Raw genomic sequence first — 15574 nt, 5'->3', positions numbered from 1 at the left:
CTCTCCCGGGAAATTGAATAAATGTTCGAAAATGATCGGCGGGTGACCGTGCGGGTGGCATTGAATTCACGGACTTGACGGCCCGCTGATCGCATCGGTCACAAAAAAAGTTCGAAATATCAGCCAGATCGTGCGACACACCGGCCCAATTGGCGGATGGCCTCACGCCAACCCCTCTACCGTGTGAGGCGTGAGCAGCAGCGGCCTCATCTACGCAGTCATTGTCGGGGCCTGGGCCGCCTACTTGGTGCCCATGTGGCTCCGTAGGCAGGACGAGCTGAACGAGGCCCGTCCGACGGAACGCTTCAGCACCGCCATCCGGCTGCTTTCCGGACGGGCGGGCATGGAGCGCCGGTACGCCAGGGACCTCAGGGCGCGCTCCGCCGAGGAGGGGGAGTCCAGCGCCGTGGACCCGGACGCCGTCACCGACTCGGTGGACGTCCGGGCCTTCGCCATGCCCCCGACCCGGGCGCAGGAGCCCGAGCGGGCCCCGGGGCGGGACCGCCGCGGCCGTGCGGGCGTGCCCGCGGCCCGGACCACGTCACCGGCGGCCCCGCCCGCCTCCGGCACCGCGTCCGAAGCCGCGTCCGTGACCACAGCGGCATCCGCGTCCGCCTCCCCGTCGGCATCCGCGTCCGTACCGCCGTCCGCGTCCGGGCCGGGATCCGGGGCGGGGTCCGCCGTCCCGCCCGTGCGCAAGCGCGTTCCCGCGGCTCGGTGTGCGCCCGGCGCGGAGGCGGCCGCAGCGCGCGCCCGGAGGACGAAGGTCCTCGCGCGCCGTCGGCGCACCACCGTCGTCCTCTTCCTCGCCTTCACCCTGGGCGCGATCGTCGCCGCCGTCGGAGGGCTCGCCTTCCTGTGGGCGCCCGGAGTGCCCGCCGTGCTGCTCAGCGCGTACATCGCGTACCTGCGCGTCCAGGAGCGCCGCCGCTTCGCGTACCAGATGGACCGCCGCCGCGCCGAGGCCGCCGCGCAGCGGCTGCGGGAGAGCCGGCGCCCACAGCGCCGGCGCGCCGCCCCGGACGAGGACGCGGACGAGCCGGAGGCCCCGGGTGAGCCGGAGGCCGATCCGGGACTGTCCGCGCTCGCCGCGGACCGGCGCGCCCTGGTCGAGCAGACCGACCACGCGGAGTGGCTGGACCAGCAGCGCGAGCGCCGTCGGCGCCCCGGGCACGGCGACAGCTGGGACCCGGTGCCCGTCCCGCTGCCGACGTACGTGACCGCACCGGTCGCCCCGCGGGCCAGCTCCGACGTGGACCTGGGCACACCGGACTCCTGGAGCTCGGCCCGGTCGTCCGCCGCGGTGCCGGAGCAGGAGGACGCGGCTTCCGTCGCGGAGGAGCCCCCGGCGCCCGAGGAGGACCGTCCGGCCGGCGGCCGCGGCGACGCCCGCCCCCACGCTCGAGGCCGCTCGCGCGGGGGGAGCTCCGCCGCCTCGGCCCGCCGCTCCCGCGAGCGCGGCCGCACCCCGCTGTTCGACCAGTACGAGGACGGCGAGCGGCCGCGCGCGGCCAACGAGTAGCCCACGAACCCCGTGGGAGCCCCACGGCTGACCAGCCCGGGAACGGATTTCCAACCACCCGGACGGGGATGCTAGAGTTTCACTCGTTGCAAGGGCCTGTGGCGCAGTCCGGTAGCGCACCTCGTTCGCATCGAGGGGGCCAGGGGTTCAAATCCCCTCAGGTCCACGCAGCTCAGAGCCCCGGTAGGTGATCTCCTACCGGGGCTCTGACGTGTCGTACGGCGGTGAGGCACGGCACACTGAACTGTGTGGACCGAGGAGGCCGCAGATGGCGAATCGGTACGAGAGGGTCGAGTTCGTACACGGGCGGCACCGGCGGGCCGAGCGGTGCAACCTTCGTCACCAGTGGGAGAAGGACCGGGCGCGCGCCGGTCTGAGGGAGCGCGGCAGCAGAGGCGCCACCGAGCGGGACACCGGCCTGAGCACCGGCCAACTGGCCTTCCACGCCGAGTACGAGCGGATCGAGGCGTCCGAGGAACTCGCCGTGACGCTGGGCATCGAGCCGGGCGCCGCCGTCCTCAGGCGGACGTATCGCACGCGCCGGGCCGGCGAGCGCGCACCGCTGAACATCGCCCGGTCCTACCTCCCGTACGAGATCGCGCGCGAGTACCCCGAACTGCTCGACCAGACCAGGGAACCGTGGCCCGGCGGGACGATGCACCAGCTCCTCGCGGTGGGGATCGAGGTCGGGCGGGTCGAGGAGATCGTGACCGCGCGTCCGCCCACGGCGGAGGAGGCCGAGGAACTCGGCCTGGTGCCGGGTGTCGCGGTGATGGACGTCCGCAAGACCCTGCACGACATGGGCGGCCGGGTCGTGGAGGTGGCGGACGTCGTGCTGCCCGGTGACCGCTACACCGTCAAGTGTGTGACCCCGCTGGAAAGGTGGTGACCGGTCGCTTGACGCACGTCGTGTCGGTGATCACCCCGGTGCACGGGCCCAGCGCCCGCTATCTCGCGGACGCCCACGCCTCGCTGACCCGGCAGGAGATGCCGCCCGGCTGGGACTGGGAGTGGGTCGTCCAGGAGGACGGCGAGAGCGGGGACGTACGGCCACACGTGCCCGACGACCCGCGTGTCAGCTTCGGGCAGGGCAGGCAGGGGCGCGCCGGCATGGCCCGCACCATGGCACTCGCCCGGGCCCGCGGCGACTTCGTCAAGGTGCTGGACGCGGACGACATGCTCACGCCCGGCGCACTGCTCCGCGACATCACGACCCTGACCGGGCGCGACGGCATCGCGTGGACGACGTCCCGCGTGCTCGACCTGCTTCCCGACGGATCGACCGTCGGTTTCGACGGCGACCCGCCGCCCGGCCCCATCGCACGCGGCGCCGTCCTCGAACGATGGCGTACGCACGACTACCGGGCCCAGGTCCACCCGGCCACCCTGTGCGCCCGGCGCGACCTCGTGACGGCGCTCAGCGGCTGGATGGCCCTTCCCTCGTCCGAGGACACCGGCCTGCTGATGGCGCTGAACGCGGTCAGCACCGGGTGGTTCATCGACGAGTGCGGGCTGCTCTACCGCAAGTGGCCCGGCCAGAGCACCGCACAGAGCGCACACCACCACGACACCGAACGACGCGCGCGCATGAAGATCATCGAGTCCCGCGCCGAAGCCTTCGCCAGACTCAGCACCTGGCACCCGTGACCGCGTCCTGCGGCTACAGCGGCTTGGCGAAGCACATGCTCGACTCGTACGCGCGGTAGTAGCCGAACTTGGCGCACGGCTCGTAGCCGCTGGAGGCGTACAGCGCGATGGCCTCCGGCTGCTGGTCGCCGGTCTCCAGGACCATGCGGACGCGGCCGGCGGCGCGCGCGTCGTCCTCCAGCGCGGCGAGCATGCGGCGAGCCAGGCCCCGGCCGCGCATGGACTCGATGACGTACATCCGCTTCAGTTCGGCGTCGCCGTCCTCGTTGCCCTCGGGGTTCTTGTCCTGGCTGCGCCAGCCGCCGGTGGCGACGGGGGTGCCGTCCTCGTCGTAGGCGATCAGGTACACGCCGTTCGGCGGCCGGAAGTCGTCCGGGTCCAGGGGCGTCGCGTCGCCGCCGTCGCCGTAGCGCACGTGGTACTCGGCCTGGACCTCGTCGTTCAGCTTGACGGCGTCCGGGTGGTCGAAGGGCACAGGGCGGATAATCATGTTGGATACCGTATATCAATGCAGGGCTGGCGGGAGCCGGTGACAGGGGAGTGCGGGGCGGTCTCCTACGGGACCCCGTCCAGTGTGCCGGTAAAGTGCCCGGGTGCTGACTGTGACCTCCGCCAATGTGAACGGACTGCGCGCCGCCGCGAAGAAGGGCTTCGTGGAGTGGCTCGCGGGGACCGGGGCCGATGTGCTGTGCCTTCAGGAGGTGCGCGCCGAGCCGCAGCAGCTGCCCGAGCACGTGCGCACGCCCGACGGCTGGCACGTCGTGCACGCGCCCGCCGCCGCCAAGGGCCGTGCGGGCGTCTCGCTCTACACCCGCCGCGAACCCGACCGTGTCCAGGTGGGTTTCGGATCGCCGGAGTTCGACACCAGCGGGCGGTACGTCGAGGCCGACCTGCCGGGTGTGACGGTCGCCTCCCTCTACCTCCCCTCCGGCGAGGTCGGCACCGAACGGCAGGACGAGAAGCTCCGCTTCATGGGCGAGTTCCTCGCCCACCTCAAGGAACTGCGCGAGCGTGCCGCCGCCGACGGCCGCGAGGTCCTCGTCTGCGGCGACTGGAACATCGCCCACCAGCAGGCCGACCTGAAGAACTGGCGCGGCAACACCAAGAACTCCGGCTTCCTGCCGGAGGAACGGGCCTGGCTGACCCGTGTCTTCGCCCCGGCGGACGGCGGCTACGTCGACGTCGTGCGCGCCCTGCACCCGGACACCGAAGGGCCGTACACCTGGTGGTCCTACCGGGGCCGGGCCTTCGACAACGACTCGGGCTGGAGGATCGACTACCACTGTGCGACCCCCGGGCTGGCCGGCAAGGCCGTCAAGGGGTACGTGGAGCGCGCGGCCACCCATGCCGAGCGCTGGTCGGACCACGCGCCGGTGACGGTCGTCTACGACCACTAGGCGGGCGCTCGCAGGACGGCCGCAGGACGGCCGCTCGCCGGGCGGTCGCTACGGGCGCTTGTTCAGCCGCCGGTCCATGGCCAGGGAGAGTTCCGCCTCCACCACGCTGCGGGCGAGGGGGCGCAGGCGGTGGAGGTCTTCCTCGGGGGCGTGGCGCAGGATCAGGTCGGCGAACAACTCGGCCAGCGCGTCGGCGTGTTCGCGGACGCGGGCGCCGGCCGCCAGTACCTCGGCGAGCGGGATGCCCTCGCGGACCAGGGCGGAGGAGACGTCGAGGAGGCGGCGGCTGATGTGGACGATCTCGTCGCCGTCGGTGCCGAGGTAGCCCAGTTCCAGCGCGGCGGCGAGGTTCTCGGGGGTGACCTCGCCCTCGAAGCGGGCCGCGAGTTCCTCGGGGGTGAGGCGGACCGGTTCCTCCTCCGTGGGGGCGACGCCGAGGACGTCGGCGACGTCGCGTCCGTGGTCGAGGGCCTCGGCGAGTTCCGCGATGCCGCTCAGGGTGTGGCCGCGTTCCAGCAGCGCCGCGATGGTGCGCAGACGGGCCAGGTGATGGTCGTCGTACCAGGCGATACGGCCCTCGCGGCGGGGTGGCGGGATCAGTCTGCGTTCGCGGTAGAAGCGCAGGGTGCGCACCGTGATGCCGGCCAGCTCCGCCAGCTCCTCCATGCGGTATTCGCGCTTGTCTGCCACACGGGAAGCCTATGTCGTACCCCGGGTAACTTTCGCTCACCGCCCCCTACCCATGAGTACGGTGCTCCTCTACTCTCCCCATTGCGCCAGTATTCACTGGCGGAGTCCAAGAGCGATGCGCGGAGGCTTCGGGATGGCCCACGAACACGAGCACGTGCGGGTGGCGGTGATCGGCTCCGGATTCGGTGGGCTGGGCGCCGCCGTGCGGCTGCGCCGGGAGGGGATCACCGACTTCATCGTCCTCGAACGGGCCGACAGCGTCGGAGGCACCTGGCGCGACAACAGCTATCCGGGATGCGCCTGCGACGTGCCCTCCCACCTCTACTCCTTCTCCTTCGCCCCCAACCCCGAATGGCCGCGCACCTTCTCCGGCCAGCGCCACATCCGCGCCTACCTGGAGCACGTCACCGACGTCTTCCGCCTCCGCCCGCACATCCGCTTCGACTCCGAGGTCAAGAAGATGACCTGGAACACGGAGCTGCTGCGCTGGGACATCGAGACGACCGCCGGGAACCTCTCCGCCGACGTCGTGGTCTCCGCGACCGGGCCGCTGTCCGACCCCAGGATCCCGGACATCCCGGGCCTTAAGTCCTTCCCCGGCAAGGTCTTCCACTCCGCCCGCTGGGACCACGACTACGACCTCGCCGGCAAGCGGGTCGCCATGGTGGGCACCGGCGCCTCCGCCATCCAGATCGTGCCGTCCGTCCAGCCCGAGGTCTCCCGCCTCACCGTCTTCCAGCGCACCCCGCCGTGGGTGATGCCCCGCGTGGACCGCGCCATCAGCGGCGTGGAGCGCTCACTGCACCGCGCGCTGCCGGTGACCACCCGGCTGCGCCGCGGACTGCTGTGGGGCATACGGGAGTTGCAGGTCCAGGCGTTCACCAAGCACCCGGGCGAGCTGGGCTTCGTCGAGCAGCTGGCCAAGCGGAACATGGCCCGCGCCATCAAGGACCCGGCGCTGCGCGCCAAGCTCACCCCGGACTACCGCATCGGCTGCAAGCGGATCCTGCTGTCCAGCACGTACTACCCGGCACTCGCGCAGGACAACGTGGACGTCGTCGCGAGCGGGCTCAGCGAGATCCGCGGGTCCACCGTCGTCGCCGCCGACGGCACCGAGACCGAGGTCGACGCGATCATCTTCGGCACGGGCTTCCACGTCACCGACATGCCGATCGCCGAGCGGGTCGTCGGCGCGGACGGCCGTACGCTCGCCGAGACCTGGAAGGACGGCATGGCCGCCCTGCGCGGCGCGTCCGCGGCCGGGTTCCCGAACTGGATGACGATCATCGGCCCCAACACCGGACTCGGCAACTCCTCGATGATCCTGATGATCGAGTCCCAGCTGAACTACATGGCCGACTACCTGCGCCAGTTGGACGTCCTCGGAGGCCGGGTCGCCCTCGACGCCCGCCCGAGCGCCGTGAACGCCTGGAACCGAAAAGTGCAGGAGCGCATGAAGCGCACCGTGTGGAACACCGGCGGCTGCACGAGCTGGTACCTGGACGCGAGCGGCCGCAACACCACCGTCTGGCCCGGTACGACGACCGAGTTCCGGCGCGCCACGCGGCAGGTGGACCTCGCGGAGTACGCCGTCCTGCGACCACCGGCCGTGAAGGCGTCCCCGGTCGACGAGGCCGCGGAGGTGACCGCGTGAGCCGCCTCGCCCACGTCTCCTCCGGCCCCTACGCCCCGCCCGTTCCCGCCCGCACCCTCACCGTCACCTCCGCCGACGGCGCCCGCCTGCATGCCGAGGTGCACGGTCCCGAGGGGGCGCCGGCCGTCGTCCTCGCCCACGGCTGGACCTGCTCGACCGCGTTCTGGGCGGCGCAGATCCGGGCGCTGTCCGCCGACCACCGCGTCATCGCCTACGACCAGCGCGGCCACGGCCGCAGCCCGGCGAGCGCGACATGCGGCACCGACGCCCTCGCCGACGACCTCGAAGCCGTACTGAAGGCCACCCTCGCGCCCGGCGAGCAGGCGGTGATCGCCGGACACTCCATGGGCGGCATGACGGTGATGGCGGCGTCGACGCGTCCGGCTTTCCGCGAGCACGCGGCGGCCGTCCTGCTGTGCAGCACCGGCAGTTCCCGGCTGGTCGCGCGGTCCACGGTCGTGCCGATCCGGGCCGGGCGGCCGCGGACCTGGCTGACGAAGCACATCCTCGGCTCGCGGGCGCCGCTCGGTCCGGTCACGCCGCTCGCGCTGCGGGTCCTCAAGTACGGGACGATGGGCGCCGGTTCGACGCCGCACATGGTCCAGGCGTGCGCCCGGATCGTGCACGCCTGCCCGCGTACCGTCCGCCACGCCTGGTCGCAGGTGCTGGAGGCGCTCGATCTCGACCACGGTGTACGGGAGTTGAGGGTTCCCACCGAGATCGTCGCCGGCACCGCCGACCGGCTCACGCCGCCGGTGCACGCGCGGGAGCTGGCCGCCGCGCTGCCGGAGTGCGCCGGGCTGACCGAGCTGCCCGGGATCGGCCACATGACGCCCGTGGAGGCGCCCGACCTGGTCACGGGGAAGATCCGCGCGCTGGTCGCCGCGCACGCGGGCGCACGCGCAGGAACGCACGTACACGCACACGCCGAGGTCGAGGAGAGCGCATGAGCAGGGTGAGCCTTCAGGGGCAGGTCGCGGTCGTCACGGGCGCCGCGCGGGGCGTCGGGGAGCTGCTCGCGCGCAAACTGTCCGCGCGCGGCGCGAAGGTCGCGCTGGTCGGCCTGGAACCGGACGCGCTCAAGCAGCTCTCGGAGCGGCTGCACGGCGAGAGCGCCCACTGGCACGCCGACGTCACCGACCACGAGGCGATGACGCGGGTCGCCGCGGAGGTCAGGGAGCGGTTCGGCAAGGTCGACATCGCGGTCGCCAACGCCGGTGTGGCGACCGGCGGTCCGTTCGTCGGCTCCGACCCGGAGTCCTGGCGGCGGGTGATCGAGGTGAACCTCATCGGATCGGCGGTCACCGGCCGGGCGTTCCTGCCCGCGCTCGTCGAGAGCCGGGGCTATCTGCTGCAGATCGCCTCGCTGGCGGCGATCACCCCGGCGCCGATGATGACGGCGTACTGCGCGTCCAAGTCCGGTGTGGAGGCGTACGCGCACAGCCTGCGCGCCGAAGTCGGCCACCAGGGCGTGCGGGTGGGCGTGGCGTACCTGTCGTGGACCGACACCGACATGGTGCGCGGGGCCGACCAGGACGAGGTCATGCGGGAGCTCCGGCAGCGGCTGCCGTGGCCGTCCAACAAGACCTATCCGCTGGGTCCGGCGGTGGACCGGATCGTGGACGGCGTCGAGCGGCGGGCCGGCCATGTGTACGGTCAGTGGTGGCTGCGCGGGATGCAGGGCGTGCGCGGATATCTGCCGGGGGTCATCGGGACCGTGGGGCAGCGGGAGATGCGGCGGTTCGCGGACCGGCTGACGGGGATGCGCACCGGGCTGGTGGGCGCGGGCGGCGCCGCCGACGAACAACACCGGGCCACTGATACTACGCAGCGTCACTGATCGACATGCGCAGCGTCACCGCCCGTGTGAATCTGGTCGAGGTCGATCCCCTCACCCACTTGGGGATCCCCCTCACCCACACGGGAGTGAAACAGCATGGGTATGAAGGACAAGTTCCAGGACCAGGCCGAGCAGCGGCAGCAGCAGGGCAGGGAGCGCGCGCACGAGGGCCGCGAGAAGGCCGGCCAGCGCTCGTCCCAGCAGCGTGAGCGCGGGCGTCAGACCGTCGACGACACCCACGACGAGATGGAGGACCGCCTCAACCAGGACTACGACCGGTAGTCGGTAGTCACTGAGGTTTGCTGCGCTCGGCCTCGGCCGGGAGGCGTGGGGCGCCCTGTGTGTCGGGGCGCCCCACGTTGCGCCCGCGGCGGGCTCGGCTACCCGTGACGCGGCGGCAGTTTCGGGCGGGTGCGGTCGGGGACGTTCTCGTAGCCGGGCGGGGTCGCGGGTGGGTTGGCGGTCAGGAGGTCCAGGGCCAGTTCGATGGCGTCGTCCATCTCGACGTGGCGGCCCTCGGCCCAGTCCATGGGGGTGCGCAGGGACTCGACGTCCGGGCTGACGCCGTGGTTCTCCACGGACCAGCCGTAGGCGTCGAACCAGGCCGCGTTCATCGGCACCGTGATGACCGTGCCGTCGCCCAGGCGGTGCCGGCCGGTAATGCCGACCACGCCGCCCCAGGTGCGCTGCCCGACCACCGGCCCCAGCTTCAGCAGCTTGAAGGCCGCCGTGATCACGTCGCCGTCGGAGGAGGTCGCCTCGTCCGCGAGGGCCACTATCGGGCCGCGGGGCGCGTTGGAGGTGTACGACACCGGCTGGGCGTCGCGGGTCAGGTCCCAGCCGAGGATGGTCCGGGTCAGCTTCTCGATGACCAGTTCGCTGATGTGGCCGCCCGCGTTGCCGCGCACGTCGACGATGAGCGCCGGCCGGGAGATCTCCATGCGCACGTCCCGGTTGAACTGCGCCCAGCCGGAGCCGCCCAGGTCGGGGATGTGCAGATAGCCGCAGCGGCCCTCGCTCAACTCGCGCACCACCGCACGGCGTTTGGCCACCCAGTCCTGGTAGCGCAGCGGCCGGTCGTCGATGAGCGGGACGACGGCGACCCGTCGGGGCGGGCCGTCGCCGTCGGGGGGCGCGAAGGTCAGCTCCACCGTCGTACCGCCGGAGCCGGCCAGCAGGGGGTACGGTCCCGTCACCGGGTCCACCGGGCGGCCGTCGACGTGGGTCAGCACGGCGCCCTCGCGGATGCCCGCGCCGGCCAGCGGTGAACGGGCGCGGGAGTCGGAGGAGTCGCCGGGCAGGATCCGCCGGACCACCCAGCCGGCGTCGCGGTGCACGAGGTTGGCGCCGAGCAGGCCCTGCCAGCGCTGGTAGTGCGCGGGGCCCTCGTTGCGGCGGGCGGCGGCGACGTAGGCGTGGGAGGTGCCGAGCTCGCCGAGCACCTCGCGGAGCAGGTCGGCGAACTCGTCGGGGGAGGCGACCCGTTCGACCAGCGGGCGGTACTGGGCGAGGACGGCGTCCCATTCGATGCCGCACATGTCCGGGTCCCAGTAGTAGGCGCGGATCAGCCGGCCGGCCTCCTCGTAGGACTGGCGCCACTCGGCGCCCGGGTCGACGACGTGCATGATCCGGCGCAGGTCGATCCAGGTCGTGGTGTCGCTGTCGCCGATCTCGGTGGACGGCACGGCGCGCAGGTCGCCCTCGTCGACGACGACCAGCCGGGTGCCGTCGCCGCTGATCGCGAACGAGTCGAGATGGCCGACGAGTTCGGACTTCTTCGCCTTGGTGATGCTGAAGAACTCCAGCGTCGGCCGGCCGGTGATGTCGTCCGGGTTCACGAACGTCTCGCCCAGCGCGCCCGAGATCGGCCAGCGCAGCCAGACCAGGCCGCCGCCCGCGACCGGGCAGAGCGCCGAGTACTTGGAGGCGATCACCGGGAACGGAGTGACCCGGCTCGCCAGCCCCTCCACCTCCACGGTCACCGCGCCCGCCTCGCCGGTCTCCTCGTCCTCCACGGGGTCCAGCCCGCCGGCCGCCGGGCGGCCCTCGGGGTTCAGCGCGAAGGGGGAGGGGGTGGCGGAGGACAGCGGGACCAGGTAGGGCTTGCAGCCCAGCGGGAAGGACAAGTCGCCGGTGTGCACGTCGTACACCGGGTCGAAGCCGCGCCAGGACAGGAAGGCCAGATAGCGGCCGTCCCGGGTGAAGACGGGGTTCTCGTCCTCGAAGCGGCCGTCGGTGACGTCCACGATCAGTCGGTCCTTGATCCGGGCCACCTTGATCTGCCTGAGCGAGCGGCCGATGCCGGGGTGCGACCAGGTCAGCCACGCCCCGTCCGGGGAGAAGGCGAGGTCCCGCACGGGTCCGTTGTCGGACCGGACGAGTTCGGTGACCGTCCCGCCGGAGTGCTCGGGGTCCTCGGAGCTCTCGGCGTCCTCGGGCACGTCGAGCAGCAGCAGCCGGCCGTCGTGGGAGGCAAGGGCCAGCCGTTCGCCCTCGCAGTCGGAGGCCATCTCCAGCACCCGGCCCAGCTGCCCGGAGGCGAGCCGGCGCGGCGGGTGGGGGCCGGTGGCGCGCGGCAGGTAGGTGATCTCGACGGCGTCCGGGCCGTCGGCGTCGGTGACGTAGGCGATCCGGCCGCTCGCGCCGAGCATCTCCGGGAGCCGGACGCGGACGCCGGGCGTGTCGGTGAGGGTGCGCGCGGGTCCGTCGCGGTGGGTCAGCCAGTACAGGGAGCCGCGTACGACGACGGCGCTGGCCCGGCCGGTCTCGTCGACGGAGAGGCCGTCCAGGTTCTGGGCGGCCGGCACCGGGTAGCGGCGGCGGCCCGCGCGCGGCCCGCTCAGCCGTACGTCGAGCCGGTGCGGCACCGAGTCGGGGGACAGGTCGTCGACCATCCACAAATCGCCCGCGCACTGGTACACCACCCGCTGCCCGTCGCTGGCGGCGTGCCGGGCGTAGAAGGCGTCGTGGTCGGTGTGGCGGCGCAGGTCGGAGCCGTCGTAGGCGCACGAGTAGAGATTGCCGACGCCCTCGTGGTCGGAGAGGAAGGCGATCCGGCCGCCGACGAACATGGGGCAGGCCAGATGGCCGTCGATGCCGGCGAGGAGCCGCTTTCCGTGCAGCCACAGCCGGCCCGTGGCGCCTCCCCGGTAGCGCTTCCAGGAGGCCGGTTCGTGCGGCGGGGTGCCGGTCAGCAGCAGGCTCTTGCGTTCACCGTCGAGGTCGGCGACCTGGAGGTCGGCGACCGGGCCCCAGGGGAGTTTGCGGCCGGGGGAGCCGTCGGTGCCGACCTTGTAGGCCCAGGTGAAGTACGAGAACGGCTCGCCCTGCGAGGTGACGGCGAGGATCTCGGTGTGGCCGTGCTCGTCGGGCGGGGCCCAGCCGCACACCCGCGTGTCGGTGCTGCCCCAGTACGACAGCTGCCGGCCCGGACCGCCGTCCACCGGCACGAGGTGGATCTCGGGCGCGAGGCTCCGCCAGCTCGTGCAGGCGATGTGGCGGCCGTCGGGGGAGAAGCGGGGGTGGCCGGTCTTGGTGCGGTCCACGGTGAGCCGCCAGGCACGCTCCGCTCCGTCGAGCGGCGCCAGCCAGAGGTCGTCCTCGGCCACGAAACACAGCAGATCGCCGCTGAGATGCGGCAGGCGCAGATAGCTCACCTCCCCCATGCTTCGCCCGCCCATCCAGCGCAGCAACTTGTGCCGTTTATGCGGATCCGACAGACGTGACCCGCCACACGTACGAAACGGTTTCGTTTCGTTGATGCGCTGCGCTACCTTCGTTCCGTACGAAACCGTGTCGTTCGACAAGCGGAAAGGCGGGCGGGATGACCGAGGCGTCCAAGGGCGCGGCGGCAGCCGCTCCAGTGGAGCCGGTGCTCGCACCGGGGCGCCGGAGCCGGATCACGCCCGAGCGGGAGGCCGAGTTGTACGAGGCCGTGCTCGACCTGCTCCGCGAGGTCGGCTACGACGCCCTCACCATGGACGCCGTCGCCGCCCGGACGCGGTCCAGCAAGGCCACGCTCTACCGCCAGTGGGGCGGCAAGGCCGAGCTGGTCGTCAGGGCCGTCCGGCACGGCAAGCCCGGACAGCTGGACCAGATCGACACCGGGTCGCTCCGCAGCGACCTGCACGCCCTGGTCTCCCGCGAGGACGACTGCGGCATGGCACAGAACTCCGCGCTGATGCGCGGCCTGGCCATGGCGATGCACGGCAACGACGACCTCCGGCAGGCCTTCCGGGAACAGCTCATCGAGCCGGAGATGGCCGAGTTCCAGCGGCTGCTGCGGCGCGCCGTCGACCGGGGCGAGATCCGCGAGAACCGTCCCGCGCTGGACTTCGTGGTGCACATGCTGGCCGGCGGGTTCGTCGTCCGCGCGCTGATCGAGGACCAGCCGCCGACCCAGGCCTTCCTCCGTTCCTACATCGACGCCGTGGTCCTCCCCGCCCTCGGCGCGCCCACCGTCTGACACCCCTGCCGAGACCTCCCCAGCAAGCCCACCCACTGACGTCACCGCTCACGTCGTCGGGCTGATCACCCCTGCCCAGTTCCACCCCAACGACCTGACCGGGAGTACGCCCACGTGGCCACGTTCCTGTACAAACTAGGACGCCTCGCCTTCAGGCGACGGCACTTCGTCGCGCTGATCTGGGTGGCGCTGCTGACGCTCGCCGGCGTCGGCGCCGCCTCCGCGCCCCCCGCGGGCAACAGCTCCTTCTCCATCCCCGGCACCGAGGCGCAGAAGGCCTTCGACCTGCTGCAGCAGCGGTTCCCCGGCGCGAGCGCCGACGGGGCCACCGCCCGGGTGGTGTTCAAGGCGCCGGGCGGCGAGAAGATGACGGACGCCGGCAACAAGGCGACCGTGAACAAGACCGTCAAGGAGCTCTCCCACGGCTCCGAGGTCGCCTCCGTCACCGCCCCCTACACCGGGCACGCCGTCAGCAAGGACGGCACCATCGCCTACGCCTCGGTGAAGTACAAGGTCTCCGGCATGGAGCTGGAGGACTCCTCGCGCACCGCCCTGAAGGACGCCGCGCAGGACGCGCGGGAGGCCGGGCTGACCGTGGAGATCGGCGGTGACGCGCTGAGCGCCGCGCCCGGGACCGGCGCCACCGAGGCCATCGGCATCGCCGTCGCCGCCGTCGTACTCGTCATCACCTTCGGCTCGCTGCTCGCCGCCGGGCTGCCGCTGCTGACCGCCGTCATCGGCGTGGGCATCGGCGTCTCGACCGTCACCGCCCTCGCCCACGCCCTCGACCTGGGCACCACCACCTCCACCCTGGCCACGATGATCGGCCTCGCGGTCGGCATCGACTACGCGCTGTTCATCGTCTCCCGCTACCGAGCCGAACTCGCCGAGGGCCGCGAGCGCGAGGAGGCGGCCGGCCGGGCCGTCGGCACCGCGGGCTCGGCGGTGGTCTTCGCGGGCCTCACCGTCGTCATCGCCCTGGTCGGACTGTCCGTCGTCAACATCCCGATGCTCACCAAGATGGGTATCGCGGCGGCCGGCACGGTCGTCGTCGCCGTCCTCATCGCGCTGACGATGATCCCGGCACTGCTCGGCTACGCGGGCCACAGGGTCAAGCCGGCCGGCCAGAAGAGCAGGCTGCTGGGCGGCGCCCGCGCCGCGAAGAAGCCGGCCCGGCCCAACATGGGCACCCGCTGGGCGAGCTTCGTCGTCCGCCGTCCCGTCGCCGTGCTGCTGCTCGGCGTGATCGGCCTGGGCGCCGCCGCCGTCCCCGCCGCCTCCCTCGAACTGGGCCTGCCCGACGACGGCTCCCAGCCCGTCTCCACCACCCAGCGCCGTGCCTACGACCTGCTCTCTGAGGGCTTCGGCCCCGGCTTCAACGGCCCTCTGATGGTCGTCGTCGACGCGAAGAGGAGCGACGACCCGAAGGCCGCCTTCACCGAGGTGACCGACGACATCAAGGGCCTGAAGGACGTCGTCACGGTCACCCCGGCGCAGCCCAACAAGGCCGGCGACACCGCGACCGTCACCGTGATCCCGAACTCCAAGCCGTCCTCGGCCACCACCGAGGACCTGGTGCACGCCATCCGCGACGCGGGCTCCGGCATCAAGGCCAAGACGGACGCCGAGGTCCTGGTCACCGGCTCGACGGCGATGAACATCGACGTCTCGCAGAAGCTGAACGACGCCCTCTTCCCGTACCTGGCCCTGGTGGTGGGCCTGGCCTTCCTGCTGCTGATCGTGGTCTTCCGCTCGGTCCTGGTCCCGCTGAAGGCGGCACTCGGCTTCCTGCTGAGCGTCATGGCCGCACTCGGCGCGGTGGTCGCGGTCTTCCAGTGGGGCTGGCTGTCCGGCCTGATGGGCGTGGAGGAGACCGGCCCGGTCATGTCGATGATGCCGATCTTCATGGTGGGCGTCGTCTTCGGCCTGGCGATGGACTACGAGGTCTTCCTCGTGACCCGGATGCGCGAGGCCTACGTCCACGGCGAGAAGCCGGGCCAGGCGATCGTGACCGGCTTCCGGCACGGCGCACGCGTCGTCACGGCCGCCGCGATCATCATGATCGCCGTCTTCGCCGGCTTCATCGGCTCCAGCGAGTCGATGATCAAGATGATCGGCTTCGGCCTGGCGATCGCGGTCTTCTTCGACGCCTTCATCGTCCGCATGGCCGTCGTCCCGGCGGTCCTGGCCCTGCTGGGCCGCAGGGCCTGGTGGCTGCCGAAGTGGCTGGACCGCGCCCTGCCGAACGTGGACGTGGAGGGCGAGGGTCTGCGCACGGGGCCCGGCTCCGGGCCCAAGGACCTCGACGAGGACCGGGAGTTGGTCCGCGTCTGACGCGGACGGCTCTTGGCCGACCGGC

The 15574-nt window shown here is 72.1% G+C and carries 13 protein-coding genes and 1 tRNA gene; 11 read left to right on the top strand and 3 right to left on the bottom strand.

The features are described from left to right. Nucleotides 1-190 precede the first annotated feature (190 nt). The 4 genes from glpR to R2S09_RS17860 all read left to right on the top strand — a co-directional run bounded on the left by glpR (nt 191) and on the right by R2S09_RS17860 (nt 3169). Nucleotides 191-1522, top strand: a complete 1332-nt coding sequence (glpR, locus tag R2S09_RS17875; protein ID WP_316742005.1) for a gephyrin-like molybdotransferase receptor GlpR — start codon at nt 191-193, stop codon at nt 1520-1522. A 92-nt stretch (nt 1523-1614) separates the two neighbouring features. Next, nucleotides 1615-1688 (top strand) — tRNA-Ala (locus R2S09_RS17870). A gap of 102 nt (nt 1689-1790) precedes the next feature. Next, entirely contained in the window at nt 1791-2411 is a 621-nt protein-coding gene (locus tag R2S09_RS17865; RefSeq protein ID WP_316742003.1) for a UTRA domain-containing protein, read from the top strand. Between the two features lie 8 nt (nt 2412-2419). Next, on the top strand, nt 2420-3169 hold the full coding sequence (locus R2S09_RS17860; RefSeq protein ID WP_316742002.1) for a glycosyltransferase: 750 nt from the start codon (nt 2420-2422) through the stop codon (nt 3167-3169). A gap of 13 nt (nt 3170-3182) precedes the next feature. Here R2S09_RS17860 and R2S09_RS17855 read toward each other — a convergent pair whose 3' ends face one another. Then, complete coding sequence (locus tag R2S09_RS17855) at nt 3183-3659, bottom strand: GNAT family N-acetyltransferase (protein WP_306185811.1); 477 nt, start codon at nt 3657-3659, stop codon at nt 3183-3185. A 103-nt stretch (nt 3660-3762) separates the two neighbouring features. Between R2S09_RS17855 and R2S09_RS17850 the strand changes: the two genes are divergently transcribed. Then, the gene (locus tag R2S09_RS17850; RefSeq protein WP_306185812.1) at nt 3763-4566 is read left to right on the top strand and encodes an exodeoxyribonuclease III; all 804 of its coding nucleotides are present in this window, start codon (nt 3763-3765) and stop codon (nt 4564-4566) included. 48 nt (nt 4567-4614) lie between these two features. On the opposite strand, the gene R2S09_RS17845 is transcribed toward R2S09_RS17850, so the two are convergent. Continuing rightward, nucleotides 4615-5256, bottom strand: coding sequence for a MerR family transcriptional regulator (locus tag R2S09_RS17845; RefSeq protein ID WP_306185815.1), 642 nt, complete (start codon nt 5254-5256; stop codon nt 4615-4617). 133 nt (nt 5257-5389) lie between these two features. On the opposite strand from R2S09_RS17845, the gene R2S09_RS17840 reads away from it, so the two are divergent. The 4 genes from R2S09_RS17840 to R2S09_RS17825 all read left to right on the top strand — a co-directional run bounded on the left by R2S09_RS17840 (nt 5390) and on the right by R2S09_RS17825 (nt 9032). Further along, complete coding sequence (locus tag R2S09_RS17840) at nt 5390-6910, top strand: NAD(P)/FAD-dependent oxidoreductase (protein WP_306185816.1); 1521 nt, start codon at nt 5390-5392, stop codon at nt 6908-6910. Then, complete coding sequence (locus tag R2S09_RS17835; RefSeq protein ID WP_306185818.1) at nt 6907-7860, top strand: alpha/beta fold hydrolase; 954 nt, start codon at nt 6907-6909, stop codon at nt 7858-7860. The genes R2S09_RS17840 and R2S09_RS17835 overlap by 4 nt, the downstream gene beginning before the upstream one ends. Further along, nucleotides 7857-8750: an SDR family oxidoreductase gene (locus R2S09_RS17830; protein WP_316742000.1), complete on the top strand. Its 894-nt coding sequence runs from the start codon at nt 7857-7859 to the stop codon at nt 8748-8750. Before R2S09_RS17835 ends, R2S09_RS17830 begins: the two co-directional genes overlap by 4 nt. Nucleotides 8751-8846: 96 nt before the next feature. Further along, nucleotides 8847-9032: a hypothetical protein gene (locus R2S09_RS17825; RefSeq protein WP_306185822.1), complete on the top strand. Its 186-nt coding sequence runs from the start codon at nt 8847-8849 to the stop codon at nt 9030-9032. Nucleotides 9033-9130: 98 nt separating this feature from the next. Here the strand turns inward: R2S09_RS17825 and R2S09_RS17820 are convergent, their stop codons facing one another. Further along, a complete protein-coding gene (locus R2S09_RS17820) occupies nt 9131-12406 on the bottom strand; it encodes a S41 family peptidase (protein WP_316741999.1) in 3276 nt (1091 codons plus the stop codon). A 167-nt stretch (nt 12407-12573) separates the two neighbouring features. On the opposite strand from R2S09_RS17820, the gene R2S09_RS17815 reads away from it, so the two are divergent. Both R2S09_RS17815 and R2S09_RS17810 read left to right on the top strand, forming a co-directional pair. Beyond that, nucleotides 12574-13215, top strand: coding sequence for a TetR/AcrR family transcriptional regulator (locus tag R2S09_RS17815; RefSeq protein ID WP_316741998.1), 642 nt, complete (start codon nt 12574-12576; stop codon nt 13213-13215). 114 nt (nt 13216-13329) lie between these two features. Continuing rightward, complete coding sequence (locus R2S09_RS17810; protein ID WP_316741997.1) at nt 13330-15549, top strand: MMPL family transporter; 2220 nt, start codon at nt 13330-13332, stop codon at nt 15547-15549. Nucleotides 15550-15574: the final 25 nt, after the last annotated feature.

Origin of the sequence: Streptomyces sp. MK7, from assembly GCF_032658145.1 — a bacterium.
GTDB classification, from domain to species: Bacteria; Actinomycetota; Actinomycetes; order Streptomycetales; family Streptomycetaceae; genus Streptomyces; species Streptomyces spiralis.
Note: the sequence above shows the minus strand (reverse complement) of the source record. Positions and strands in the feature narration are given on the sequence as shown.

Excerpts from the sequence above, each read along its gene's own strand:
- R2S09_RS17865 (WP_316742003.1), top strand. The coding sequence starts at position 1,791 with ATGGCGAATCGGTACGAGAGGGTCGAGTTCGTACACGGGCGGCACCGG.
- R2S09_RS17855 (WP_306185811.1), bottom strand. The coding sequence starts at position 3,659 with ATGATTATCCGCCCTGTGCCCTTCGACCACCCGGACGCCGTCAAGCTG.
- R2S09_RS17840 (WP_306185816.1), top strand. The coding sequence starts at position 5,390 with ATGGCCCACGAACACGAGCACGTGCGGGTGGCGGTGATCGGCTCCGGA.
- R2S09_RS17830 (WP_316742000.1), top strand. The coding sequence starts at position 7,857 with ATGAGCAGGGTGAGCCTTCAGGGGCAGGTCGCGGTCGTCACGGGCGCC.
- R2S09_RS17825 (WP_306185822.1), top strand. The coding sequence starts at position 8,847 with ATGGGTATGAAGGACAAGTTCCAGGACCAGGCCGAGCAGCGGCAGCAG.
- R2S09_RS17815 (WP_316741998.1), top strand. The coding sequence starts at position 12,574 with ATGACCGAGGCGTCCAAGGGCGCGGCGGCAGCCGCTCCAGTGGAGCCG.